The 25,225-nt window shown below is 70.5% G+C and carries 24 protein-coding genes and 1 pseudogene; 8 read left to right on the top strand and 17 right to left on the bottom strand.

The features are described 5' to 3' along the window. On the bottom strand, window positions 1–1,017 hold the full coding sequence (locus JJ683_RS10805; protein WP_200173993.1) for an aldo/keto reductase family protein: 1,017 nt from the start codon (window positions 1,015–1,017) through the stop codon (window positions 1–3). Window positions 1,018–1,145: 128 nt separating this feature from the next. Between JJ683_RS10805 and JJ683_RS10800 the strand changes: the two genes are divergently transcribed. Further along, the gene (locus JJ683_RS10800) at window positions 1,146–1,775 is read left to right on the top strand and encodes an LON peptidase substrate-binding domain-containing protein (RefSeq protein WP_200173991.1); all 630 of its coding nucleotides are present in this window, start codon (window positions 1,146–1,148) and stop codon (window positions 1,773–1,775) included. Between the two features lie 155 nt (window positions 1,776–1,930). Next, complete coding sequence (locus JJ683_RS10795) at window positions 1,931–2,800, top strand: DUF3159 domain-containing protein (RefSeq protein ID WP_200173989.1); 870 nt, start codon at window positions 1,931–1,933, stop codon at window positions 2,798–2,800. 105 nt (window positions 2,801–2,905) lie between these two features. Here the strand turns inward: JJ683_RS10795 and JJ683_RS10790 are convergent, their stop codons facing one another. Then, window positions 2,906–4,543, bottom strand: coding sequence for an MFS transporter (locus JJ683_RS10790; RefSeq protein ID WP_307810856.1), 1,638 nt, complete (start codon window positions 4,541–4,543; stop codon window positions 2,906–2,908). A 129-nt stretch (window positions 4,544–4,672) separates the two neighbouring features. Here JJ683_RS10790 and JJ683_RS10785 point away from each other — a divergent pair, with 129 nt between their 5' ends. Then, window positions 4,673–5,752 (top strand): Lrp/AsnC family transcriptional regulator, encoded by a 1,080-nt coding sequence (locus JJ683_RS10785; protein ID WP_200173985.1) that lies wholly within the window; start codon window positions 4,673–4,675, stop codon window positions 5,750–5,752. Here the strand turns inward: JJ683_RS10785 and JJ683_RS10780 are convergent. The 4 genes from JJ683_RS10780 to JJ683_RS10765 all read right to left on the bottom strand — a co-directional run bounded on the left by JJ683_RS10780 (window position 5,694) and on the right by JJ683_RS10765 (window position 10,553). Then, window positions 5,694–7,133, bottom strand: a complete 1,440-nt coding sequence (locus tag JJ683_RS10780) for a glucose-6-phosphate dehydrogenase (RefSeq protein ID WP_200173983.1) — start codon at window positions 7,131–7,133, stop codon at window positions 5,694–5,696. The two genes, JJ683_RS10785 and JJ683_RS10780, sit on opposite strands and share 59 nt — an antisense overlap. A 234-nt stretch (window positions 7,134–7,367) precedes the next feature. Beyond that, on the bottom strand, window positions 7,368–8,528 hold the full coding sequence (locus tag JJ683_RS10775) for a VIT1/CCC1 transporter family protein (RefSeq protein ID WP_200173981.1): 1,161 nt from the start codon (window positions 8,526–8,528) through the stop codon (window positions 7,368–7,370). Between the two features lie 175 nt (window positions 8,529–8,703). Next, the gene (locus tag JJ683_RS10770) at window positions 8,704–9,891 is read right to left on the bottom strand and encodes an ATP-binding protein (RefSeq protein ID WP_200173979.1); all 1,188 of its coding nucleotides are present in this window, start codon (window positions 9,889–9,891) and stop codon (window positions 8,704–8,706) included. 89 nt (window positions 9,892–9,980) lie between these two features. Further along, window positions 9,981–10,553 (bottom strand): hypothetical protein, encoded by a 573-nt coding sequence (locus JJ683_RS10765; protein WP_200173977.1) that lies wholly within the window; start codon window positions 10,551–10,553, stop codon window positions 9,981–9,983. Window positions 10,554–10,845: 292 nt separating this feature from the next. Between JJ683_RS10765 and JJ683_RS10760 the strand changes: the two genes are divergently transcribed. Beyond that, window positions 10,846–11,568, top strand: coding sequence for an alpha-isopropylmalate synthase regulatory domain-containing protein (locus JJ683_RS10760; RefSeq protein ID WP_200173975.1), 723 nt, complete (start codon window positions 10,846–10,848; stop codon window positions 11,566–11,568). A gap of 218 nt (window positions 11,569–11,786) precedes the next feature. Then, complete coding sequence (locus JJ683_RS10755; RefSeq protein ID WP_200173973.1) at window positions 11,787–11,981, top strand: hypothetical protein; 195 nt, start codon at window positions 11,787–11,789, stop codon at window positions 11,979–11,981. Between the two features lie 82 nt (window positions 11,982–12,063). On the opposite strand, the gene JJ683_RS10750 is transcribed toward JJ683_RS10755, so the two are convergent. Next, the gene (locus JJ683_RS10750) at window positions 12,064–12,441 is read right to left on the bottom strand and encodes an RNA-binding S4 domain-containing protein (RefSeq protein ID WP_200173971.1); all 378 of its coding nucleotides are present in this window, start codon (window positions 12,439–12,441) and stop codon (window positions 12,064–12,066) included. 167 nt (window positions 12,442–12,608) lie between these two features. Here JJ683_RS10750 and JJ683_RS10745 point away from each other — a divergent pair, with 167 nt between their 5' ends. Together JJ683_RS10745 and JJ683_RS10740 are read left to right on the top strand one after the other, a co-directional pair. Then, window positions 12,609–13,601 carry an NAD-dependent epimerase/dehydratase family protein gene (locus JJ683_RS10745; RefSeq protein ID WP_200173969.1) on the top strand — a complete coding sequence of 331 codons (993 nt, stop codon included), beginning with the start codon at window positions 12,609–12,611 and terminating at the stop codon, window positions 13,599–13,601. Window positions 13,602–13,663: 62 nt separating this feature from the next. Continuing rightward, entirely contained in the window at window positions 13,664–14,170 is a 507-nt protein-coding gene (locus JJ683_RS10740; protein WP_200173967.1) for a nitroreductase family deazaflavin-dependent oxidoreductase, read from the top strand. A gap of 26 nt (window positions 14,171–14,196) precedes the next feature. On the opposite strand, the gene JJ683_RS10735 is transcribed toward JJ683_RS10740, so the two are convergent. The 4 genes from JJ683_RS10735 to JJ683_RS10720 form a co-directional block, all read right to left on the bottom strand. After that, a complete protein-coding gene (locus JJ683_RS10735; RefSeq protein ID WP_200173964.1) occupies window positions 14,197–15,861 on the bottom strand; it encodes an acyl-CoA dehydrogenase family protein in 1,665 nt (554 codons plus the stop codon). 283 nt (window positions 15,862–16,144) lie between these two features. Further along, on the bottom strand, window positions 16,145–16,660 hold the full coding sequence (locus JJ683_RS10730) for a flavin reductase family protein (protein WP_200173962.1): 516 nt from the start codon (window positions 16,658–16,660) through the stop codon (window positions 16,145–16,147). Next, a complete protein-coding gene (locus tag JJ683_RS10725; RefSeq protein ID WP_200173960.1) occupies window positions 16,657–16,920 on the bottom strand; it encodes a hypothetical protein in 264 nt (87 codons plus the stop codon). The genes JJ683_RS10730 and JJ683_RS10725 overlap by 4 nt, the downstream gene beginning before the upstream one ends. 10 nt (window positions 16,921–16,930) lie before the next feature. Continuing rightward, the gene (locus tag JJ683_RS10720; protein WP_200173958.1) at window positions 16,931–18,124 is read right to left on the bottom strand and encodes a 3-ketosteroid-9-alpha-monooxygenase, oxygenase component; all 1,194 of its coding nucleotides are present in this window, start codon (window positions 18,122–18,124) and stop codon (window positions 16,931–16,933) included. A gap of 218 nt (window positions 18,125–18,342) precedes the next feature. On the opposite strand from JJ683_RS10720, the gene JJ683_RS10715 reads away from it, so the two are divergent. Continuing rightward, window positions 18,343–19,212: an LLM class F420-dependent oxidoreductase gene (locus tag JJ683_RS10715; RefSeq protein ID WP_200173956.1), complete on the top strand. Its 870-nt coding sequence runs from the start codon at window positions 18,343–18,345 to the stop codon at window positions 19,210–19,212. Between the two features lie 25 nt (window positions 19,213–19,237). On the opposite strand, the gene JJ683_RS10710 is transcribed toward JJ683_RS10715, so the two are convergent. The 6 genes and pseudogenes from JJ683_RS10710 to JJ683_RS19100 all read right to left on the bottom strand — a co-directional run. Then, window positions 19,238–20,845, bottom strand: a complete 1,608-nt coding sequence (locus tag JJ683_RS10710; RefSeq protein ID WP_200173954.1) for an ABC transporter substrate-binding protein — start codon at window positions 20,843–20,845, stop codon at window positions 19,238–19,240. 85 nt (window positions 20,846–20,930) lie between these two features. Continuing rightward, entirely contained in the window at window positions 20,931–21,683 is a 753-nt protein-coding gene (locus JJ683_RS10705; RefSeq protein WP_200173952.1) for an SDR family NAD(P)-dependent oxidoreductase, read from the bottom strand. 64 nt (window positions 21,684–21,747) lie between these two features. Then, the gene (locus JJ683_RS10700) at window positions 21,748–23,019 is read right to left on the bottom strand and encodes an NADH:flavin oxidoreductase (protein ID WP_307810853.1); all 1,272 of its coding nucleotides are present in this window, start codon (window positions 23,017–23,019) and stop codon (window positions 21,748–21,750) included. 222 nt (window positions 23,020–23,241) lie between these two features. After that, entirely contained in the window at window positions 23,242–24,036 is a 795-nt protein-coding gene (locus JJ683_RS10695; RefSeq protein WP_200173950.1) for an IclR family transcriptional regulator, read from the bottom strand. A 246-nt stretch (window positions 24,037–24,282) separates the two neighbouring features. Then, entirely contained in the window at window positions 24,283–25,089 is an 807-nt protein-coding gene (locus JJ683_RS10690; protein WP_307810852.1) for an SDR family NAD(P)-dependent oxidoreductase, read from the bottom strand. Beyond that, window positions 25,086–25,225: pseudogene (locus JJ683_RS19100) on the bottom strand (2,3-dihydroxybiphenyl 1,2-dioxygenase); the annotation flags it as partial. The gene JJ683_RS10690 and the pseudogene JJ683_RS19100, both read right to left, overlap by 4 nt.

Genomic DNA, 25,225 nt, shown 5'->3' with positions numbered 1-25,225 from the left:
TCACGCCAACCTGTGCGACGGGCTCTGCGTCTTCGCCGGGTCACGCTCGATCACCTGCGTGCCATCGAGCTCCAGCGCCCGGTCGACGGCCGCGAGGACCTCGCCGGACAGCGTCAACTCGGCGGCCTTGACGTTCTCGGCGATCTGCCCCGGCCGCGACGCACCGACGAGCGCCGACGCCACATTGTCGTTGGCCAGCACCCACGCCACCGCCAACTGCGACATCGTCACGCCCAGATCGTCGGCGACGGGCCGCAGGCGCTGCACCGCGCTGAGCACATGCGGCTCCATGAAGCGGGCGATCATGTCGCGGCCCCCCTTGTCGTCGGTGGCGCGCGAGCCGGCCGGCGGCGCCGCGTCCGGCCGGTACTTGCCGGTGAGCACGCCCTGCGCCATCGGGGACCACACCACCTGCGAGATCCCGAGCGCGCGCGAGACGGGCACGACACGCTCTTCGATCACCCGCCAGAGCATCGAGTACTGCGGCTGGTTGGACACGATGCGGAAGCCCGCCTGCCGCGCCAACTCCTGGCCTGCGCTGAGCTGCTCGGCCGTCCATTCCGACACCCCTATGTAGAGGGCCTTCCCAGAGCGGACGACCTGTGCGAACGCCTCAATGGTCTCTTCGAGCGGCGTCTCGTAGTCGTAGCGGTGCGCCTGATAGAGGTCCACATAGTCCATGCCCAGCCGGCGCAGCGAGCCGTCGATGCCCTCGAGGATGTGCTTGCGCGACAGGCCCGTTTCGTTCGGCCCGTGCCCACCCACCGGGAAGTAGACCTTGGTGAACACCTCGAGCGACTCGCGACGCTGCCCCGCCAGCGCCGCGCCGAGGACCCCCTCCGCGCTTCCGCCGGCGTAGACGTCGGCGGTGTCGAAGGTCGTGATGCCCGCGTCGAGCGCTGCATGCACGCACTCGGTGGCCACGTCATTCTCCACCTGGGAGCCGTGCGTGAGCCAGTTGCCGTACACGATCTCCGAGACCTTCAGACCGCTGTCGCCCAAGAACCGGTAACCCATCGCTCCCTCTCTGTGATCCGCTGCGCCCCTGCCCGGATACCCTCCCCCGACCACAGTAACCATGGTCACGGCCGTCGGTCGGCGAACCGTGACGCGCCGTCCCGCGCCACTGGGGCATGCTGGACGCCATGCAGACTTTGCCGATGTTCCCGCTCGGCGGCGTGGCGCTCCCCGGTGAACGCCTGCCGCTGCACATCTTCGAGCCGCGCTACCGGCAGCTGCTCGAAGACTGCCTCACCGCCCCGGACGGCCCGCTGTTCGGCAGCGTGCTGATCGAACGCGGCTCCGAGGTGGGCGGTGGCGACGCGCGCACCGCCGTGGGTTCGCGGATGCGGATCACCGGGCATCGCGGCATCGCACCCGGGCGGCACCTGGTCGAGTGCATCGCCGAATCGCGCATCACCGTCGTCCGCTGGCTCGACGACGCCCCGTATCCGCGCGCGGAGGTGCGGGACTGGCCCGACGAGCCCGGCCCGCCCGACGTGGACATGAGCGCCGTCGTCTCCGACATCGCAGACCTCTACAGCGCCATCGACCGGCTCGCCGAGAAGCAGGAAGCCGAGTCGCCCCCGCCGCCCCGGTTCGACGAGCTGCCGATGGACCCGGGCGATCGCCTCTACGCCCTGGCCGCGCAGGTGCCGATGGGGCAGTCGGACCGGCAGTCGGTGCTCGCCGCCCCCGGCATCTTGGAGCGCCGCGACGCGCTGCGCGAAGCCATCGCCAGCGTGCAGTCCATCATCGACTTCCAGCTGGCCTGACAGGCGCAAACCCTCGCGGACGGCCGGTTTTCTCCCGCCGATCAGCGCAAGCCCTTCCCTCGACGGCCCGGGTGCGCCATAATTCAATCGAGACAGCATTCAGGCGACCAGTCAGCAGTCAACCGCCCACACTCCGACCGACAAACGGGGATCCGATGAGTTCCGAACCCGAGGTCGCCGGACCTGCAGCCGGTGATGCGTCCGGCCACGCCGAGCACACACTCCGCAGCCGGCTGGACCGGGCCCTGTCCGGCCCCTTCGTCGGGATGGTGCCGTGGATCATCCTCGGCATCTTCGAGGGCCCCGGCCGCACCCAGTGGGCGGTGCTCGTCGGCCTGCTGTTCGCCATCGGATTCCTCGCACTCGACCGGGTCCAGGGGCGATCGCTCAAGCTGCTCAACGCGGTCAGTGCCCTGTACTTCCTGATCCTGCTGATCGTCGTGTTCACCGTCAGCGACGCGGCCGTGGACTGGCTAGAGATCTGGCTGGGCGAGATCTCCAACATCTCGCTCACCGTCATCGTCCTGGGCTCGATGGCGATCCGCCTGCCGTTCACGCTGCAGTACGCACGCGAGCAGGCGCCCCGTGAACTTTGGGACAGCCCGGTCTTCCTGCGCATCAACTACGTGATCTCCGGCGCGTGGGCGCTGGCGTTCCTCGTCTCGTCCGCAGCCGGGTTCTACGGCGACTACGTGCTGGGCGACAACAACAACCTCTGGACCGGCTGGATCATCCAAACCGGCGCCATACTGGTGGCCGTCGAATTCACCGCCTGGTACCCCGACTACGCGAGCGCCCACGCGGTGGCACGCGCCGGCGGCACACCCGACGAGCCGGCACCCCCGGTGAGCGAACTGGTCGCGCCGCTCACCGTATGGTTCGTGCCGATCGGCATCGTCAGCCTCGCCGCCGACGCCGCACCGATGTGGCTCGGCATCGTGTTCATCGCCGTCGGAGTGGTGCTCTTTCGTGTGCTGCGCCGCGACGTCGAGAAGGAGCACGCACCGGCCGGTGACGGCCGCTGACGGTCCTGGCCGCCGCTCCCGCCGACCAAGCGGTTTCTGCACCCCCGGCGGCGGGATCGTGCACTTTCCACTTGGTCGGCGGAATCCGGCACCCGCCCCGCGCTCTTACGCCTGCACGAAATCGCGCGAGCGGATGAGGACGATCGCGAGCACGGCCCCCACCAGCGCCACGATCCCGCCGGTGAGCAGCAGATGGTCCATCGAGCCGGCGAACCCGGCGAGCAGCTCGTTCGCCAGCGACGCCTGCTGCTCCGGGGGCACGGATCCTACGATCGAGGCGACGCTGCCGTGCTGCACCGCGTCCGCCAGCTGCGCCCCCTGCCCCGTCGCGCCGGCGCCCTCGAGCGCGCCCCGCATGGAAGTGGCGAAGATCGTGCCGTACACCGCGGTGCCCACCGCGATGCCGACCTGCCGGCACGTGTTGTTGATGCCAGAGGCCATACCCGAGCGCTGCGGGGCGACGACCCCGATCGCCGTGGACGCCAGCGGCGGGTTGACCAGCCCCGCGCCCAGGCCCGCCACCAGGAAGCCGGCGATGAAGTGGGTCCAGTCGCTGCCCGCGTCCAGCCCCATCATCAGGAACAGGCCCACCGCCACCAGGGCCAGGCCGGGGCCGATGAGCCACTTGGTCGACACGTGCGCCGACGCCCGTCCCGCAACGGTGGCCGCCACCAGCGTCATGCCCGAGACCAGGAGCATGCGCACCCCCGTCTCCAGCGCGGAGTACCCGAGACCGTTCTGCAGGTAGATGACGACGTAGAGGAACATCGCGAACAACGACCCGTTCATCGCGAACGCTGCGATGGAGCCGCCGAGGAAGGTGGGGATGCGCAGCAACGACAGGTCGAACATCGGATGATCGACGCGCCGTTCCACGACGACGAACGCCGCCAGCAACACCACGGCCGCCGCGAAGCAGCCGAGCACCGCCCCGTCGGTCCAGCCTTCCTGCCCGGCCCGGATGAGCCCGTACACCAGCACCACGAGGCCCGCGGTGAAGGTGGTGGCGCCCGCCCAGTCGGGGCGCGTGGCGTGCGGGCTCTTCGATTCGGTCACGTAGCGCAGCGTCGCCACGACGGCGATGATGCCGATGGGGATGTTGATCCAGAAGATCGCCCGCCAGCTGACCCCCGTGGTGAGCGCCCCGCCCAGGATGGGGCCCAGCGAGGTGGCCACCCCGGTGACCGCACCCCACACGCCGAACGCCATGCCGCGGGCCTTGCCGTGGAAGTTCACCGCCAGCAGCGCCAGCGACGTGGCGAACAGGATCGCGCCGCCGATGCCCTGCACTGCCCGCGAGAGCACGAGCATCGTCGCGTCCTGCGCCCCCGCGCACAGGGCCGAGCCCGCCGTGAACACGACCAGGCCGACGGTGAACACCAGCCGCAGCCCGAAGCGGTCGGCGAGCGACCCGGACACCAGCAGCAACGCCGCGAGAGTGAGCGCGTACGCGTCGATCACCCACTGCACAGCGGTGAAGCTCGCGGAGAGTTCGTGCTGGATGTCCGGCAACGCCACCGTCACGATGGTCACGTCCAGCAGCAGCATGAACGTGGCAGCGCAGACGACGAGCAGGGTCCAGATGTTGTGCCGCCCGATCGAGCCTGCGCTCCCGGCCGCAGCCGAGACGCCCGCTGCATCCGCAGGACCCTCCGCAGCCGCAGAACCCTCCGCAGCCTCGGGGCCGTCCGCCACCGCATCGCCGGGCCCGCGCGTCGTCTCGTCCGCCTTCGTATTGTCCACCTGCCGGCTCCTCCTCCACTGCTCCACTGCCGTCCGCGCACGGCCGCACGCCGCGCGTTCCGGCCTTCCAGTGTCCGCCGCGCCCACCGTCCCGGCCGCATCGGCCCGCGTCATGCGAAGATTTCCTCCATGACGAGCGCTCGGACGCAGTTTTCCCCGCACCTGGACACGGTGGACAAACAGATCGTGCGTGCACTGCAGCTCCGTCCTCGTGCGCCGTTCAGCTTGGTCGGCAGCGTGCTGGGCCTTTCCGAGCAGACTGTGGCGCGCCGGTTCCGCCGATTGCAGCGCGACGGCCTGGTGCGCGTGACCGCCGGCTTCCATGCGCGCGCGTTCGGGTTCACCTCATGGATCGTGCGCGTCCGCTGCCGCCCGGAGGGCGCGCCCGCCGTGGCCGATGCGCTGGCGCGACGCGACGACGTCTCCTGGGTGACGATCATGTCCGGCGGCTGGGAAGTGACATTCAACCTCAGCGCGCACAGCGAACGCGACGCCGAGGAGCTGCTGGTGCGCCTGCTGCCGAAGGCCACCACCGTCATCGACGTGTCCGCCGCCGCCGTCCTGCACTCGTTCGCCGGCGCGGATCCCGCGGACTGGCAGGGGTGGCGCGATGTGCTCGACGCGGACCAGACGCACCGCATCCGGACTCCGCCGACGGCCGCGCGACCGCCCGCGCCGACGCGCGCGGTCTGGTCACCGCGCGACGGTGACCAGGCGATACTCGACGCGCTGGTGCTCGACGGCCGCACGGAGTACTCGGCGCTCGCCCGCGCCGCGGGGACCACGCTGGGCAGAGTGCGCCGGCGCGTCGACGCACTGCTGGCTGCCGGCGTGATCTACCTGGACGTGGACATCGCACCGGCCGCCACCGGCAACACCGCCCCTGTGGTGCTGTGGCTGACCGTGGCGCCCGGACGGCTCGACGCGGTGGGCCACGCCGTCGCAGCCCACCCCACGGTGCCGTTCGCCGCGGCCCTCACGGGGCCCGCGAACATCATGGCCTCGGTCACCACCGCCACGCTGGACGACGCCTACCGGTTCATCACCGATGCGCTGGGCCCGCTCGACGGCGTCACAGGCTTCGAGGTGACGCCGATCCTCCGCCGGGTCAAGCACGCCGGCACCTACCTGGTGGACGGGCGGCTGTCGGTCAGTCCGGCCGCCCCGGTTCGCCCAGCCACGGCTCCTGCCAGGAGGGGTACCCGCTGACCAGCCCGTCCGCCTCTGCGGGTCCCCAGCTGCCGGGGGCGTACTCGATGACCGGCGGCGGGGAGTCGATCAGCGGCTCGAGCACCCGCCACGTCTCCTCCACCGAGTCCTGGCGGGCGAACAGCCGGTGGTCGCCGGTCAGCGCCGCGTGCAGCAGCCGCTCGTAGGGTTCCAGCGGCTCGCCCAGCTCCCGCACGAACGCCGTCTCCAGCGGCACCTTCTTCCAGGTGTCGTCGTCATAGGCCACCAGCTCGATGCGCATCGCCGCGTCCGGGTCGATGCGCAGCACCACCTGGTTGTCGGCCGCCGCGTCGAGCCCCGGCATGAACGGCAGGCGCGGGGTGTTGCGCAGGAACAGGCGCACCTCGGTGGCGGTGGCAGCCAGCCGTTTGCCCGCTCGGATGAACACCGGCACCCCCTCCCAGCGCCAGTTGTCGATCGCCAGTTCCAGCGCCACGAACGTCTCGGTCGTCGAGCCGTCCGCCACGCCGTCGATCCCGCGGTAGCCCGCGTACTGTCCGCGCACCGCCTTCGACGCCTCGACCGCGGGGATCGCGCGGAACACCTCGCTCTTCTTGTCGCGCAGGTCGTCGGCGGACGGACCGGACGGCGGATCCATCGTCACCAGGGCCAGCACCTGCATCAGGTGGTTCTGCACCACGTCGCGCAGCGCGCCCACGGGGTCGTAGAAGTGCCCGCGGTCCTCCACGCCGAACGTCTCGCCCAGCGTGATCTGGATGCAGGTGACCGAATCGCGGTCCCACAACCGCGACAGCGCCAGATTGGCGAAACGCATGAACTCGAGCTCGATCACCGGCTCCTTGCCCAGAAAGTGGTCGACGCGCAGCAGCTGCCCCTCGTCGACCACCCTGTGCAGGCGCTCGTTCAGCGCGCGCGCCGAAGCCAGGTCGTGGCCGAAGGGCTTTTCCACCGCGATCGACGCACCCTCGGTGAGCCCGGCCTGCCCCAGGTGCTCGACGATGGTGCCGAACAGGCTCGGCGGCATCTCCAGGTAGAACAGCGCGCCGGACCGGGACCGCTCCCGCACGCGCGCCATCTGTTCGCCGAGGCGCCCGTAGACGTCGGGATCGGTCACGTCGCCGGCCAGGTAACTCCAGCGGGCGGCGAAGCGGGCGAAGACGTCCTCGTCGAGCTGCTCGCCGGTGTCGACGATGGCCGTGCGGGCGCGCTCCATCAGCCCGTCCGCCGTCAGCTCCTCTGACGCCACACCGATGAGCGGATAGTCCAGCAGCCCACGGCGTTCGAGCCGGTACAGCGAACGGAAGGTCATCTTCTTCGCCAGGTCTCCGGTGATGCCGAAGATGACGAACACCCCCGCCCGGTCACGTCGCCCCTCGACTGGATCCGCTGGCTCCGACACGCTGACCTCCGCATGCAGCTCGACTGCCGCCCACAGTAATCAGCGGGCCGGATCCGCGCAGGCGCTCACGCCGGTTCCCCCCTCGCCGAACACCCCGCGCCGAACGCCCCCGCGCCGCGCGCCGGTTGTGCCGACACGCCGGGACAATGCGCGCGCAAGAGGACGATGGGCGCGCGGCACGGCACACCAGGCCTTCCAACCCGACCGCCGGCTTCTCACCCGACCGCCGGCCTCTTACCCGACGACGCCGCCGATCGCCAGCCCCAGGCCGTAGGTGACCAGCGCCGCCGCGAGCCCGATCGCCAGCTGCCGCATGCCCCGGCGCAGCGGCGGTCCGCCGGAGAGCATCCCGCCGATGGCGCCCGTCAACATCAGCGCCAGCGAGGCCAGCACCACTCCGACGGCGATCGCGGTCCAGCCGGCCAATCCGAACAGGTAGGGCACCACGGGGACGAGGGCGCCGAAACCGAAGGCGCAGAAACTCGACAGCGCCGCCCCGCCTGCCGACCCCACCACATCCGGCTCATCGTCACTGTCCTGTGCGACCGCATCTCCGGGCCTGCCCCCGCGCAGCAGTCGCAGCGCCGTCGACCTGCTGATCTGGCCGGCCCGCTTGCCGCCGGCACGCTTGCGGCCGGCGCGATGAAGCCGCGCGAGGACGTCGTCCGCGTGGGCCTGCGCCTCGTCCGGATCCATGCCCCGCGCCCGGTACACCAGTGGCAGTTCGTTGGCGTCCACGTCGAGGTGCTCGAGCACTTCGACGGTGTCGTAGTTGGGCTGCGACGCCTCGATCAGCTCGCGCTGCGACCGGATGGACAGGAACTCTCCGGCAGCCATCGACAGCGCGCCGGACAGCAGCCCGGCGATGCCGGTGAGCAGCACGGTCCCCGCCGCCACCCCGCCCGCGCTCACGCCCAGGATCAGTGCCAGGTTGCTCACCAGGCCGTCGTTGGCGCCGAACACCAGGGCCCGGAAGGTGCCGGACACCTGCGCCCGGCCGCGTGCCGCGAGCCCGCGCAGCACCTCCTCGTGCACGCGCTCGTCAGCGGCCATCGCCGGCGTGGCGTCGGGGTCCACGTCGTAGGGCGAACGGTTCTCGGCCCGCTGCGCCAGCGCCAGGATGAACACCGACCCGAACCATTGGGCCAGCCATCCCAGCACGCGCAGCCGCATGCCCCCGCGTGCCACGGGTCCGGCCTCGTCGCCCAGCAGCTGCTCCCAGTGCGCGATGTGCCGTTCTTCCGCCTCGGCAAGCGCGTTGAGGATCTCGCGGTCGTTACCCTCGCGCCGCTGTGCCAGCTTGCGGTAGAGGCGGGCCTCCGCCCGCTCGTCGGCCAGCCGTTTGCGCCGGCGCTTGATCTGGGCCGGCGAGGCGCTGAGCTGCTGTCCCGTCACCACGCATCAACTCCTGCCCCGCCGGGGCGCCGGGTGCTCGGCCTCCTCACCGGATCGTTCATGATCGACGACGCTACCGTTCGTGTACCGCCGCAGGACGCCCGTTGACCGGCGCCGATGCGTGCGGCCGTGCGTGCCGGCGAGTTCGGGGAGCCGAAACACGGGGCGCCCCGCTTCAATCGGCCTGGGCTCGCAGATACCGTCCGAAGTGCGGCACGGTGAACCCGATGGCACCGCGCTCGGCCGAGTAGATGAGCCCCTTCTTGATCAGGCCGTCGCGCGCGGGGGACAGCGACGCGGGCTTGCGGTCGAGTTCCTTGGCGATCAGCGCCGTGGCCACCTGCCCGTCGTCTCCGGCCACGTCGGCCATCGCCCGCATGTATTCGCGCTCGGCGGGGGTGGCGCGCTCGTAGCGCGAGCCGAAGAACCCCACCGCCAGCTCGTCCTCCGCCAACGGCGACGCGACCCGCACGTCGCCCGTGGTGATGGGACTGGTCGCCGCCTGGTCCCATACGACCTTCCCGTAGGCCTGCACGAAGTACGGGTAGCCGTCCGCCGCGGAGTAGAGGGCGTCGAGCGCGTCCTGTTCGAACTCCACGTCCTCCCACTCCGCGGGCACGGTGAGCGCGCGGTCGGCCGATTCGCGGTCCAGCCGGTCGATGCGGTGGTAGGCGAACAGCCGCTCCGAGTAGCTGCGCGACGCCGACAGCACTGCGGGCAGGTGCGGCAGCCCGGCGCCGACGACGATGAGCGGGGCGCCGTCCTGGCTGAGCTCGTGGCATGCGCCGCAGATGGCGGAGACGTCGTCCGTCGCCAGGTCCTGCATCTCGTCGATGAACACCGCGATGCCCACGCCCACGTCCCGCGCCAGTTCCGCGGCGTCGAGCAGCAGCTCGACCAGGTCGATCTCGATATCGCCCGAGTCGGCGCGTCCCTTCACCGCGGGGACGTCGATGCCGGGCTGCCAGCGCTCGCGCATGCCCTTGTCCGCCGTGGCGCGCAGCGCGAAGGACTTCAGCACGCCCAGGAACCTCTCCACCTGCTCCGGATCGCGGTGCGCCGGCGCCACCTCGCGCACGGCCATGTGCAGGGCCGACGACAACGGCCGGCGCAGCTCCTGGCCGGGGCGCGCCTCGATCTTGCCCGTGCCCCACTTGCGCGCGATCGCCGCCGACCGCAGTTTATTGAGCAGCACCGTCTTGCCCACGCCGCGCAGCCCGGTGAGCATCACGCTGCGTTCGGGGCGACCGCGGGAGATGCGCTCGAGCACCACGTCGAACGCGTCGATCTGCTTCTCACGCCCCGCCAGCTCGGGCGGCCGCTGGCCCGCTCCGGGCGCGTAGGGGTTGCGTACCGGGTCCATGAGCAGACGGTAACAACGGCGCTACGCGATTATGGGCCCCTCTTGCGCGTGTCCTAGAAGATTTTAGAAAGGAGGATTGCAGAAACCACTCAAACCCGCGCCAGGATCAACCCGATGGGCATACTGATGAGGATCACGGCCACCACCACGCGGTAGAGATGCAGCCAGACGCCGCTGCGAGCGCCGCGCACCAGGTACAGGAACAGCCCCATCGCCGGGATCAGCGCCACGCCGCCCACGTCGACCAGCGCGACGTTCCAGCCCACCACGCCGTCGAGCCCGGTCCCCGTGATCACCAGCGCGCTGCCCGCGTTGAACAGGACGAAGGCCGACGCTACGACCGCCGCGCGGACGGGGCGCGCGGCCAGCACGCCGGCGGCCAGCCCCAGCGCCGCCTGGACGACCCCGAGAACGAGCACCAGGTAGGCGGTCGCCCACACGGTGAACTCGCTCGGGCGCGACGCGGTGGCCGCCGCCAGGATGCCCGCCCCCATCGTCGCCGCGACGCCGGCCGCGACGAACGCCAGCGACCAGCGGGGGAACCGCAGCGTCACAGTCTCCCGGCCGTCCGCTGCACCCACGCCGTCCGCTGCACCCGTCGCTCCAGCCGGCTGCCGCACGTCGCGATCCACAGCCCCGTCATCCCGCGTACCTGCAGTCACGGCCATGATTCTAGGTCCGGCGCCGGGCGCGCGCCGTGATGGCGGACACCGCCCGGCCGCCCCGTCCGCCGGACCCGTCCGCCGGACCCGTGAGCCCGACCCGTGAGCCGGACCCGTGAGCCGGAAAGGCGCCCGCACCCATTGCCCTGCCGCACCTCGCGGCGGTACGGTTGAGACATGAAGCGACTTCTCGTAGTTCACCGCCGTAGCGGGGTGTGATTCGACCGACCCCTCGCTGCGGGTCGTTGAGCTATACCGTCGGTCACCTTTTCTCTTCAAGGAAGACCGCATCATGAACGCTCAACACGTCACCGAAGTCCTTTCCGCCTTCGATGCCTGCTCTTCTGCGTACGGGCAGGCCCACACCGACGGCGACCCCGGCCGCAGTTCGCGTCCGCTGGGCGAGTTCCGGGCCTTCACACAGAAGCGGAGCCTTCCGCACCCGGCCACTCCCCGCGCCGGGGTGGGCCGCGTGCGCTCCCGCTGCGGCTGCCGCACGTCGGGCCTGCGTGACCGGTCCGCGGCGCAGCCGTGCACGGAGTGCCGCGACGCCGGCACCGTCGACACCTGCCCGGCCGACCCGTTCTGCGCCCGCTTCGGCCGCCCCCTGCCCAAGGGGATGCGCGACGCGGCGGCGCACATGAGCTGGGACGAGTTCCTCGCCGCGTTCCGCCCCGCGGACGGACCGCTCGAGCTGGTCGACTTCATCGCGCGACGCACCGGCTCCGCGCGCAGGACCATCACCGCGCGGGTGCGCATCGGCGGCGAAACCCACACGGTGGAGGCCACCGGCGTCGGGACCGTCTCCGCGATGACGGCGATCGTCTACGAGGCCGGCTACCCGCTGGAGATCAACGCGTTCCACCAGCAGCGGGCCGGCACCAAGATCGCCACGTTCGTCGAATGCTCGCGCGGCTACCAGCGCCGGTGGGCGATGGGCATCGGAGAGACCACCGCCGAGTCCATCGTCGACGCGTGCATCTCCGCCGCCAACCGGGTCAGCGAGGTCGAGTAGGGCGCGCCGCGCCTGACCTGGGCGTGCACCCGAGCCGTCGCGGCCGGGGTGAGGCCCTTCGGGGTTTCCGGGGGATCGCGTTAGGGGATCTACGACGCACCGCGTAGGCTGAGCGGCGAATGTACGGCACGCCGGTGCCCACCGCCCGGCTGCGGTACTACCCGCTACTCGGCGCGCGCACCGTCGGCGCCATGTTTATCGGCCGTGGAGGATGACCTGTGGACGCAACTGAATTCATGTCGGGCCTGGGCACGATCATCATCATCGCGTCCGTCGTAATCGCCGCGCTCACGTCGCTGCTGCTGCTCGTCGTGTCGATCAAGCCGGACTTCATGAACAATTGGAAAACCCCCGGCGAGTCCGGCAAGGCCGACGTCAAGACCACCCACGCGCACAGCGGGCACAACGAGTAGCCACGTATACGCGCCTCTCGGCCGGCCGCCTGCACAGGCGGTCGGCCGAGGTGTTTCCGGCCCCGCCCCCACCGGCCGCCTGCTATCCTCCCCGCCGCCCGCGCAGCCGTTCCATCTCGCGACGGTCGCGCTTGGTCGGCCGGCCGGCCCCGCGATCGCGCACCGGCACTGCCGCACGGAGCTCCTTCGGGGGCGGCGGCGGACTGCGATCGATCATGCACTCGGCCGCCACCGGCGCCCCTACCCTCTTGGTGATGAGCCGGGCGACCTCGACGATGCGCTCACGGTCTGCGACTCGCACATGGATCTCGTCGCCCACGGACAGCAGCCGCGCCGGTTTGACGACGGTGCCGTTGACCCGAACGTGCCCTCCCTTGCACGCGGTGGACGCGGCCGCGCGGGTCTTGAACAGCCGCGCCGACCAGAGCCAGCTGTCCACCCGGCAGGTGCCGTCGGCCATGTGCACTCTCCTCACTTCTCCAGCTTCCGCTGACCACCATTGTCCCCGACGCCCGCCGGCGCGGCCCCGAAGCCGATGCCGGGTACTCGGGTGCTTGCTATAGACAGCACCCACTGGAACGTGTTCTACTTCAGGGGATGGTCTCCCGACAGTAAGGGAAGTTTCGTATGAAGGTCGCAGTGACCGGCGCCGCCGGATTCATCGGCACGAACCTGGTTGAGCTGCTCGTGCAGCAGGGCAACCAGGTGGTCGCCATCGATCGCATGGAATCCGCCCACTGGCCGGAGACCGGGGTGACCTGGGTGCAGGGCGACGTCCTCGATCCGGCCTCGATGGAATCCGCACTCACCGGCGTCGAGGTCGTGTACCACCTGGTGGCGATGATCACGCTCAAACAGTCGGACAAGATCGCCTGGCGCCTCAACACCGAAGGCGTGCGCACGGTCGCAGAGGCGGCACTGAAGAAGGGCGTGCGCCGGATGGTGCACTGCAGTTCGGTCCACTCGTTCGACCAGTACGACTGCGGCGGCTACCTCAACGAGCAGTCGAAGCGCTCAGAGACCGACGACATCCCTGTGTACGACCGCTCCAAGTGGGCCGGCGAGCAGGAGCTGCAGAAGGTCATCGCGCAGGGCCTCGACGCGGTGATCTGCAACCCCACCGGCGTCTTCGGGCCGAAGGACTTCGGCAGCCAGGGCGCGAAGCTCTCCCGCATCAACGACATGCTGCGCGATTCCGCCCGCGGCCGCGTGCCCGCGGTGGTCACCGGCGGCTTCGACTTCGTCGACGTCCGCGACGTGGCCCAGGGACTCACGCTGGCCGCGGAGAAGGGCGCCACCGGCGAGAACTACCTGCTCACCGGGCACGACCAGGACATGCTCTCGATGTTTCGGCTGGCCGCGCGCGTGACCGGCCGACGCGGCCCGCTGTTCGCATTCCCGCTGTCGATCATCGAAAAGATCCTGCCCGTGGCCGAGCCGCTGGCCGCCAAGTTCGGCTCCGACGTCGTCTCGAAGGCCGCGATGGGCGCGCTCATCGCGCAGCCGCAGGTCGACGGCGCGAAGGCGGTGTCCGAGCTCGGCTACGCCCCCCGCCCGGCCGCACAGACGGTGCGCGACCTGGTGACGTTCCTCATCGACACCAAGCAGCTCGGCGACTGACCGTCGGCAGGAGCCCGAAGACCGCAGTAGGAGCCTGAAGACCGCAGTAGGAGCCTGAAACCATGGACAAGCGGCCTCCCCGCCTCGACTCGCCGGTGGTCCCGACCGTCATCAAGGCGATGTCGCGTGCCCAGACCTGGTTGTACAAGACGACCGGCGGGCGCATCGGCGGCAAGTGGCGGGTGGGGGCCGGATTTCGCAAGCCCGTGCCCACCCTGCTGCTCGAGCACCGGGGGCGCAAGTCCGGCAAGACCCACACCGTGCCGCTTCTGTACCTGGTGCTCGGCGCCGACGGTCCCGGCACGGGCGACCCGCTCACCGACGATCTGGTCGTGGTCGCGTCCCAGGGCGGGCTGCCGGCGAATCCGCAGTGGTACCGGAACCTGGTGGCGGACCCGGACGCCGCGGTGCAGATCGGCGGCGCCCGCCGCGCCGTGCGCGCGCACGTGACGGGGGCCGACGAGCGCACGCGCCTCTGGCCCGCACTGGTGGAGCAATACGCGGATTTCGACGCCTACCAGTCGTGGACGGACCGCACGATCCCGGTCGTGGTGCTCCGCGCGCGCTAGCGGCGGACCACCTGTGCACCGCCCCGTCAGGCGCGGGACGCGATCGCGGCGGCGTCCACCCCGTCCGGCAGCGTCCCGTACTCGAACCCGCCGTCGCCGCCCAGCCTTCCCGCGACGAATCCGTCGGCCACCGCCGTCGGCGCCTCGCGCAGCATCACCGACGCCTGGAACGCCAGCGCCATCGACTCCACCAGGCGCCGCGCCCGCGATTCCGCGCGCCCCGGGTCGGCGGCCGTCGCCGCGATCATCCTGCGCATCGTCGCCAGGTGGGCGTCGAACGCGGGCGACGAGCCGGCCGCCAGCGCCACCTCGGCGTCGAACGCCTCCACCGTCTCCGGTTCGCGCGCCATCGCCCGCAGCACGTCGAGCGCGATGACGTTGCCGGACCCCTCCCACACCGCCATCACCGGCTGTTCCCGGTAGCGGCGGGCCAGCGGGAAGTTCTCGATGAAACCGTTGCCGCCCAGGCACTCGAGCGCCTCGTAGGCGTGGTGCGGGCCGCGCTTGCACACCCAGTACTTCGACACTGCGGTGGCCAGCCGGCGCAGCGGTCCCTGCTCACCGGTCTGGTCGTCGTAGGCCGCGGCCAGGCGCATCGCCGTCCACGTGGCCGCCTCGGCCTCCAACTGCAGGTCGGCGATCACGCTCGTCATCGCGGGCTGGTCGATCAGCGTTGTACCGAAGGCCTGCCGGTGCCGCGCATGCCAGGCGGCCTCGGCCACCGCCTGGCGCATGCCGGCCGCCGAGCCGTAGACGCAGTCGAGGCGCGTGCGTCCCACCATCTCGATGATGGTGCGCACGCCGCGGCCGACCTCGCCGACGAGCCACCCGACGGTGCCGTCCAGCTCGATCTCGGAGGACGCGTTGGACTTGTTGCCCATCTTGTCCTTGAGCCGCTGGATGCGGAAGACGTTGCGCGTGCCGTCGGGCAGCACCCGCGGCACCAGGAAGCAGGTCAAGCCCGCGTTCGCCTGCGCCAGCACCAGGAACGCGTCCGATTGCGGCGCCGAGCAGAACCACTTGTGTCCGGTGAGCGCCCAGGTGCCGTCGGCGAGCTCCTCCGCGCGGGTGGTATTGGCCCGCACGTCCGATCCGCCCTGCTTCTCCGTCATCGCCATGCCGAAGATCGCTCCCGGCTTGTCGAGGGTCAGGCGCGGGTCGTAGTCGCGGGAGAAGGTGCGCGGCACCCAGAACTCCGCGATCTGCGGGCTGAACCGCAGCGACGGCACGGCCGCGTGAGTCATCGAGATCGGGCAGGCGTGTCCCGGCTCCACCTGCGAGAACTGCATGAACACACCGGCGCGTGCCACGTTGGCCCCCGGCCGCGGGTCCGCCCAGGCGCCGGTGTGCGCGCCGTGTGCCACCGCCGCGCCCATGATCCGGTGGTACGACGGGTGGAAGTCGACCTCGTCGACGCGGTTGCCGTAGCGGTCGTGGGTGCGCAGCTCCGGGGGGAAGCGCTGGACCAGTTCCGCGTCGTCCTGGAACTGCGCGCCGCCCACGAGCGCGCCCACCTCGGTCAGGTGCGGCGTCGCCCAGCCGCCGCCGTAGCGCTGCACGGCTTCGGTGAGTGCCGCGTTGGACGTGTACTCGTTGATGTCCGTGCGCGGCGGGGCCTGATTGAACACCTCGTGGGTGGGGTGGCCGCGGCGGGCCGTGCCGGTCCGCTCCCCGGCGTCGGTTGCGGTCATGACCTCGCTCCTGCTGTTCGACGCCTCATACCATCATTGAACCAGCATTCACCGATTGCCGACACCGACGCGCGGGCCGCGCAGGGGCGCGGGCCCTGCCTCGCCGCGCGTCGATGAGCGTCACGCGCGCGTTATCCCGGCGTGTCGCGGCAATCGGCGCGCGGTGTGACAGCGGGCGCGCGGCGCCACAGCGGGACCGGACTGCCCCCGCAGCAGCCCGGACAGGCCGACGGCCCCGCCTGTTCGGGCGGGGCCGTCGGCCTGCGAGGGCGTGCGCCCGGGCTCACACGTCGGCGAAGCTCCCGAAGCCGCCGCGGAAGAACAGCAGCGGGCCCACGTCGCGCCCCGCCTCCAGTGCGGTCACCCGGCAGATCGCGATGGTGTGGTCGCCGGCCTCGTGCTCGAACGCCAGCTCCGCCTCGATGCGCGCCAGCGCCCCGCTCACGACGGGGGCGCCGTTGCCCCCGTGGAACCAGTGCAGGCCCTCGAACTTGTCGCCGCCGCTCACCGCGAACCGCCCGCACACGTCCTTCTGATCGGCGGCCAGCACGTTGATGCACACCGTCTGCGCGGCGCGCATGGCCGGCCAGCTGGCGGACGTCTTCGCCGGGCAGAACGAGACGTACGGCGGGTCGAGCGACAGCGACGTCACCGACTGGCAGGCGAACCCCAGCGGACGGTCGCCGTCGTGCGCGGTGATGACGGTGACGCCGGTGCAGAAGTTGCCCAGCACCGTGCGCAGCGTCCGCGGGTCCACCGGTGCATCGGCGGCCTGCCGCGCCACCGCCACGGGGGTCATCGGAGCACCCCCGGCACCGGTTCGCTGCGCATCGAGTATCCGATGAGCCCGTCGCGCGCGGCCTGGTCGATCGTCGAGTGCAGCGCCGGGCACACGGACCCGGCCGCCCCCGTCGCCGCCCCCGCGGGCCGCACCTCGCCCGCCCGCATCAACGGGCAGGCGTCGTGCGCGGCGCCGAGCCACTGGATGCTCGTGTGCTCGTCGCTGTACTTCTCGGCCAGCACCGTGGTGCCGCACTGCGAGCAGTCGATCGCTTGCATGATGACCTCCTTACGAGCCGGCCGCGGCCAGCCGCAGCTTCTCGGCGCGCTTGCGCTCGACGTTCTCGGCCACCTCGCGATCCCAGTACTCGTTGGCCTTGGTGACGTCCACGTCGAACTCGAAGCGGCGCACCATGTCTTCGGTGATGCCCTCGCGGTCCACGTAGAACTGCTCGTACCAGCGGCGCAGCTGGTAGACGGGGCCGTCGTCCTCGCACAGCAGAGGATTGTCGATGCGCGCCTTCGTATCCCAGATCTGCACGTCCTGCTCGAAGGTCTCCATGGTGCCGTTGCCGAACTGTTCGGCGAGCGCCTGGGCCTCCTCGTCGGACATGCCCGGCAGCTTCGAGATCATCACGCCGTACTGCAGGCGGAACGCGTCGGGACGCACCGGCACATGGCAGTTGATGAGGATCACCTCGAGTCCGTCCTGCGCCGTCAGCCGGTTGATCATGTAGGACGGGCCGAAGTAGGAGGCGGTGGACTGCGTGACGCTCTCCTCGCCGAAGTTCACGTAGTCCTCGCCCGCCATGTCCGCGCGCGGCTTGAACGACATCTCCTGGGTGGCGATGTGGTCCTCGAAGACGTTGCGGAAGTGCAGCGGCTGGTTGAGGTGCACGTAGAAGAAGTGCGCCATGTCGACGACGTTGTCGACCAGCTCGCGGCAGTTGGTCCCCTCGATGAGCACCGAGCTCCAGCTCCACTCGGTCCACTTGTCGGAGCCGTACCCCTCGATCTCGGGGATCGTCTCCTCCTCGGTGGGCTTGCCGCCCTCGGGGTCGTTCCACACGAACAGCTGCCCGTTGCGCTCGAGCGTGGGCCAGGCCTGGGTGCGGGCCCGCATGGGCACGCGCTTGGCGTAGGGGATGTCCTTGCACTTGCCGTCGCCGCCCCAGCGCCAGTCGTGGAACGGGCACGCGATCTCGTCGCCCTTGACGGCGCCCTGGGACAGGTCGCCTCCCATGTGCCGGCAGTACGAGTCGAGCACGTTGAGCTCGCCCTGGGTGTCCTGCCACACGACGAGCTTGCCGCCGAACGCCTCCACCGCATGCGGTGCGCCGTCGCGGAAGTCCTTGGCCAGCCCCAGGCAGTGCCAGCCGCGGGCGAACCGCTCGGGGTTGCCGCCCGACTCGATCACGCGCACCTCGTCGCCGACGGGCCGCTCGGCCCCGGCCGAACCCTTCACATCTCCGCTTACCGTCATGGTTCACTCCGATCTCGAACGTGGTGCCCCTCACAGTGGCCCTGCGTGCGATGCGGTCACACAAGATTCCCGCCCAGGGGGATGCACGGCCGCCGGGGCCGCGCGGATTGGAAGGCTGCGGTGGGCCGATGGTGGACACTGGTACCGCATCGATCGGCTGCAACGGCACAGGAACACCGGCCCGCCACGGATGGTGCGGCCGAAACGGAGGCACAGGTATGAAGATCGGCATCTTCTCGCCGGTGGTGGTGCACCACCCGGCGTCGGCCAGCGCGTGGGAGGCCGAGGCCGGCATCGCCGAACTCGCCGACATCGCCACCGAGGCCGACGAACTCGGTTTCCACCACATGACGTGCAGCGAGCACGTGGCCATCCCCACGGACGTCGCCGCGGAGCGCGGCGGCACCTACTGGGATCCGCTGGCCACCTTCGGCTACCTCGCCGCCCGCACCCGGCGGATCAAGTTCGCCACCCAGGTGCTGGTGCTCGGCTACCACCACCCGCTCGACGTCGCCAAACGCTACGGCACGCTCGACGCCGTCAGCGGCGGCCGGCTGATCCTCGGTGTCGGGGTGGGCAGTCTCAAAGAGGAGTTCGAGCTTATCGGCGCGCAATTCGACGGCCGCGGCGCGGTCGCTGACGACGCCATGCGCGCGCTGCGCGCTTCGCTGGGGCGCACCGCGCCGTCGTACTCGGGTGCGCACTTCTCCTACGACGACTGGATCGTCTCGCCCGCCGCAGTGCAGGAGCGGGTGCCGATGTGGGTGGGCGGGCGCACACCGCGGTCGCTGCGCCGTGCCGTCGAGCTCGGCGACGGCTGGGTGCCGTTCGGCCTGCCGCACAGCCGCCTGTCCCAGATGTTGGCGGGCCGCGAACTTCCGGACGGATTCGAGGTGGTGCTGTCCGCCGAGTCCGCCGTCGACCCCGTCGGCGATCCGGACCGATGCCGCGCCGCGCTGGAGGCCACCCGCGACGCGGGCGCGACGATCGCCACGATCAACATCGCCGCGCGCAGCGCCGGGCACTACCGTGAGCAGCTCACTGCCCTCGCGGAGCGCGCGCGCGAGGTGGGCGCCCAGCTCGGCTGAGCACCCACCTCGCGTCGTCCCGCGGCTACTTCTTGATCCACGCCTTGTCGAACAGCATCACGCTGTCCATCGTCGGCGTCACACCGTAGACGTTCGGCGACCAGGCGACGAAGTTGCTGCCGGAGGCCATCGGGACCATCGGCGCGTGCTCGGTGAACTGCTGCTGCAGCTCGGCGAACGCCGCACGCTTGGCGTCCTCGTCGGGCGCCTGCTGGATCTTCGCCAGCAGCGCGTCCATCTCCTCGGTGCGATATCCGGACGAGTTGTTGGTGGACGTGCTGCTGAGCGCGCTGTACAGCCGGATGTACGGCGCCGCGTCCGGCAGACTCAGCGCCGTGTAGCCGATGTCGTAGTCGTGGTCGACGTACAGCCGTCGCACCATGTCGGTCACCGTGGGGACGAAGTCGATATCCACGGTCAAGCCGACGTTCTCGAGCATCGCCTCCGCCGTCAGCGCATACTTCTTGGAGCGCTCGTCCTGGACGCTGACGTACGTCAACCGGGTGGCCGCGCCGTCCGCCTTGGCCTCGCCGACCAGGGCACGCGCCTTGTCCGGGTCGAATGCCGGACCGATCTGCGCCGCGTCGTGCCACTTGGACCACTCCGGGAAGATCGTCGTCCCCGGGTCGCCGACCCCGCCGTCCACGCGCTGGTTAACGGCTTCCGGGTCCAGGGCAAACTGCACCGCCCGGCGGATGCGCTCGTCCGCGCCTGGCCTACCGGGCCGGCTGTTGAGCTGGATCTGGTCGGTGAGGCTGTAGCGGTGCAGGTATCCGGGGAACTGCTGCGTCGCCTGGTCCACGTAGCTCGGATCGCGCAGGTAGGCCATCTCGATATCGCCGTTCGCCAGCGAGTCGATCTTCGGCTTCTCACCCGCGATGGACACGAAGGACAGCCCGTCCAGGTGCGGCGCGCCGCCCCAGTAGTCCTCGCGCGCAGTCAGCTCCAGTGTGGTCTGGCCCAACGACTTGACTGTGAAAGGCCCCGCCCCGATCGGCGTGAAGTCCGCGCCCTCGCCGGCGCCGGGGGCAACGATCATCCCGTGACCCAGCGACAGCATCGCAGGGAACTGGCGCCATGGCTGGTTGAGCGTGTAAACCACCGTCGACGGATCCGCCGCCTCGACGGAAGCGACACTGTCGGTGAACACCTGGGCGTCCGGCCCGTTGAGCCTGTTGTACCGCTCGGTGCTGGCCACCACGGCGGCGGCGTCGAGCGGCGTCCCGTCGCTGAAGGTGATCCCGTCGCGCAGCTTCAACGTCCAGGTCAACCCGTCGTCGCTCTCCTCGAGCGATTCCGCGATGCGCGGCTCGTATTCGTCCTTCACCGCGTCGTACCGCACCAGTACGTCGTACACCGCCGCCAGCTCTGTACCGCCGGTGGTGCCCGACGCCTGCGTCTTCACCGGGTCGAGGCTCCGCACGGGGGCGTAGGACGCGAAGCGCAGTACCCCGCCGTCCGCGGGGTCGCCGCCGTCCGGCTGGTCTCCGATGATGCCGACGGTGACCGCGCCGTCCGACATCGCCGTGGTGGCACCGCCGTCGGCCCCCGTGCTCACGCATCCCGAGAGCACCAGCGCGGCGCCGCAGAACACCGCGGCAGCCTGTGCTCCTCGTCTGATCCGTTTGATCATGAAAGCTCTCCCTGTTTTCGCATGAGGGCAGGCGTCATCGCCCCCATGCCAGCCGAATGGTTCCCGAGGCCGCCTCGGCGTCAGGTCAGCGCATGAGCACCTGACCGCCGTCCACGGGCAGCGAATGGCCGGTGATGTACCCGGCCTCGTCGCCGCACAGGAATGCCACCGCCGCGCCGATGTCGCGCTCCGGATCCCCGAAACGGTGCAGCGGCACCGTGCTCAGGTACGCCTCCGCCTCCTCGGGCCGTTTTTCCGCCCAGGTGGCGAGCCCTGGCGAAGTCGACAGCGGCAGGATCGCGTTGACACGGATGCCGTCGTCGGCCCACTCGCACGCGGCGGTGCGGGTGAGCGCCCGGATCGCCTCCTTGGACGCCGCATAGACCCCGTATCCCGAAGGGTCCCAACGGACTCCCGCCGCGGAGCCCAGATTGACGATCGCGCCGCCGCCCGACAGGTGCGGGTGGCATGCGCGCATGAGCCGCAGCGTGGCCAGCGGCCCGGAGTCCATCACCATGGCGTAATCGTCGTCGGTGATGTCGAGCAGACGTCCGTTGATCACGGTCTGGGCGTTGTTGACCAGGATCGACAGCGAACCGAATTGGTCCACCACCTTGTCCGCCAGCGTCGCCACCTCGTACTCGTCGGTGACGTCGCAGGTGAACGCCTGCGCGTCGCACCCGCGTTCACGGATCTCCTTGGCGGTCTGCTCGACTTTCTCGTAGGTGCGGCCTGCCAGCGCCAGCCGCGCCCCACGCTCGGCCAATGCGAACGCGATACCCTGCCCGACGCCTTGGCCGGCACCCGTCACCAGGGCGACTTTGTCCTTGATCGGCATGTCCACCGGTCCTTCCCTTGAGTCTCTCGATACAGCGGCGCGAATGTTCGTACGTCCGGCTTGATCAGGCGTGCGCGGCCAGGCCGGTCGGGCGCGGAGGAGCCGCTGCGGCGGGTGCATCTGCCACGGGGCCGAACGCGGACTCCGGGTCCAGCACGCAGTGCGTCCGCCCGTAGACCGTGTACATGCACCGGTTGCAGTGCGTGCACAACGTCTGCTTGTCGCGGTCCTCGCGGACCGCGTTCACGAGGCCGGGCTCACGCAGCAGCGCCCGGCCCATGGCGACGAAGTCGAACCCCTCGCGCATCCCCGCGTCCATGTGGTCGCGGTTGGTGATGCCGCCGAGCAGGATCAGCTTGCTGTTCTTCACCACCGGGACGAACTGGCGTGCCGCCTCGAGCATGTAGAGGTCCTCATAGGGGAACTCGCCCAGCACCTTCTTGCCGAACAGCCGCACCCCGGTCTTCACCGGCTGCTTCATCAGCGCGGCGAAGTCCTCCACCGGCACCTCCCCCCGGAACAGGTACATCTGCCGCACCACCGAGGACCCCTCGGTGAGCAGGAGCGCGTCCAGGTTCGCGTCGGCGTCCAGCAGCTGCGCTGTGCGCAGCGACTCCGCCAGCTTGATCCCGCCCGGAACCCCGTCGATCATGCTGATCTTCGCGGTCACGGCGATCGCGTCGCCCACCCGCTCGCGCACGGCCCGGGCGATCTCGCGTACCAGGCGCGACCGATTGTCGATGCCACCGCCGTACTCGTCTTTGCGTCGGTTGAGCAGGGGGCTCAGGAACGCGCTCGGCAGGTAGTTGTGGCCGAAGTGCAGCTCCACCGCGTCGAGCCCCGCGTCGACCGCCACCTGGGCGGCCGAGGTGAACTGCTCGGTGACCTGCCCGATCTCCGCGCGAGTGATCGGGCGGCAGTACGCGAACGAGGTCGGGTTGATGAACTTGCTGGGGGCCGTGGGCGTGACGCCCGTGATCTTTTTGGAGCCCACCGGGCCGGCGTGCCCCAATTGCGCCGACACGGCGGCGCCCTCCGCGTGCACGGCATCGGCCAGCCGGCGCAACCCCGGGACGGCCTCCGGGCTCATCACGATCTGGCCGGGGGCCGACTTGCCCTCGGCGCTCACGCAACAGTAGGCAATGGTGGTCATGCCCACGCCGCCCCGGACGAAGTCCAAGTGAAAGTCGATCAGATCTTGCGTGACCAGGCCCTCCGGCGATCGCCCCTCCGACGTCGCCGCCTTGATGATCCGGTTCGGCACGCGGACCGGGCCCAGCGTCGCCGGGTCGAACGGGCTCGGCGACGACGACGCGGCGATCGGAATCGTGCGCACGGGACGCCCGCCCGGGACGCCCGTTTCCGGGGAAAGCGCGTCCGGGGATTGCGGGGTGGAAGACAACAGCGGCACCTCTCTCGTAAAGTGATGCCACTCACAGTGCCTACCTGATGTGGGCTGCGCCGGAAGAATCCCGCCTAGGGGGACGGCTCGTCGCGCCGGCGCCGAACCCGTGTCCCGCGCAGGCGCAACGGGCCGGTCCGCACCGACCTGACACGGTCAGTCCTTGTCCACCGGCTCGGTCATGGGGTTGATGCGCGCCGCGTCGATGATCTGCTTCTTCGCCGAGAGCAGCGGCGCCACCAGCCGCACATCCAGCCGGCCGACAGGGACGCACACCGAAATGGCGGCGGTCATGCGGTAGGCGTTCACCGAGTCGTCGGCGCCCGCCTGCACCGCAGTGGCGTAGCATCCGACGCCGCGCAGCGATTCACTTCGGTCCATGGCGTATCCGCGTCGACGCACCTCGTCCAGCTCCTGATGCAGGGCGGCCGGGGTGCAAAAGGTGCGCTCGGTGGCGGGCGCGAACGGCGCAAGGCTGTCGACCATGCCCCGCGGCTGCGCGGCCAGCAATGCCTTGCCGAGCGCGGTGGCGTGCGCCGGGTTGCGGCCGCCGATCCGCGTCGGCACTGCGGCGCCGAACCGCCCGGGCCCTATCTTCTCCCAATACACGATTTCCGGCCCGTCGAGATAGGCCATGTGCACCACGAAGCCCGTCTGCGCGTGCAGGCGGTGCAGCGCCGGCAATGCGCCCCGGTAGAACCAGTGGTTGCGCACGCCCTTGGTGCCCAGGTCGAACAGCCGCGGGCCCAGCTCGTAGTTGGAACCCACCCGGAAAAGCCAGCGTTTGCGTTCCAGGTGCGTCAGCAGCCGATGCGCCGTGGAGCGGGCCAACCCAGTGCGCTCGACCACGCCGGAGAGGGTGAGGAATCCGGCGTCCTCGACCACGTCGAGGATCAGGTCCAGCCTGTCGAGCATCGACAGGCTTCCGGCCTCATCCTTCCGATAGCCCATCGCCGGCCTCCGCTCCCGCCGCAGTGCACGTCACCGCGTCTGTAATCACCGCCACCATCGCCCTCCGACGTTAACGCGGTCACACAGATCCGTCGGCCCGCGGTCCCACTGCGCAGCACGCCGGCCGCCGTCGCCGGGGCTGTACGCTCCGGGAACGGCGGCCGGCGTGCCGCGAAGTGCGCCTGCACCATCGGATACTCAGCGCCCCATCAACTTCGTGCCTCAGCGCCCCATCAACTTCGTGCCTCAGCGCCCCATCATCTGCGCGACCTCGGCAGCCTCCGCGAGGACCTGCTCATCACGGGGAAACCCCGCGCGCTCCACGGCCTTGCCGTAGTGGCCCTCGACGATCCACACCGGACCGTCGGCGAGGTGCTCGAGGCCCTCGCGCGCCACGTCCGCCGGGTCCGAGACGTTGAGGCCCGGAGTGTCGAACTGCAGGCCCGCGCGTTCCATGGCCGGCGTGCGCGTGACACCGGCCGTCAGCGCCAGAACGTCCACGTCGTGCTCCCGCATCTCCAGCCACAGCCCCTCCGTGAAGATCCGGCTGAACGCCTTTGCCCCGGAGTACACGCTCATGTGGGTGCAACCGACGAACCCGGTGACCGAGCCGAGCAGGATGATCCCGCCACGCCCGCGCTCGCGCATCGGCCCGCCGAACAAGTGGGTGATCTCGAGTTTGCGGTCGATGTTCAGCGTCAGCACCTTGCGGAACGCGGCGAGGTCGCCGGTGACGAACTCGTGACCGTAGGTGTTGGCGCCCGCGTTGACCACGAGCAGCCCCACCTCGAGGTCCGCTGTCGCCGCCGCGATCGCCTCGATGGCGCCCGGGCCCACCAGGTCCACGCTGAGCGTGCGGACCTCGGTGCCGTGCGCACGGACGGCCTCCGCGGTCTCCTCGAGCGGCCCCTCCCTGCGGGCGATAAGCAGCAGGTTGAGGCCCGCCTTGGCGATCAGGTGCGCGAACTCGGCGCCCACGGCCTCTGAGCCGCCGGCGACGACCGCCCACGGGCCGTACTTCTGCACGTCGAATTTCAGTTCCGGTGTGCTCACGAGATCACCGCCAGCGGTTCGGAGCCGGACCAGTCGTGGCCCCAGTAGCTGTCCGCCGTGATCTCCTCGGCCGTGTAATAGGTTTCGTCGACCAGCATCCCCTCGCAGCCGAACTCGATGTCCCAGCCGCCCGGCG

Source organism: Tomitella cavernea, from assembly GCF_016599145.1.
GTDB classification, from domain to species: domain Bacteria; phylum Actinomycetota; class Actinomycetes; order Mycobacteriales; family Mycobacteriaceae; genus Tomitella; species Tomitella cavernae.
This window is presented reverse-complemented; position numbering and strand designations above follow the sequence as displayed.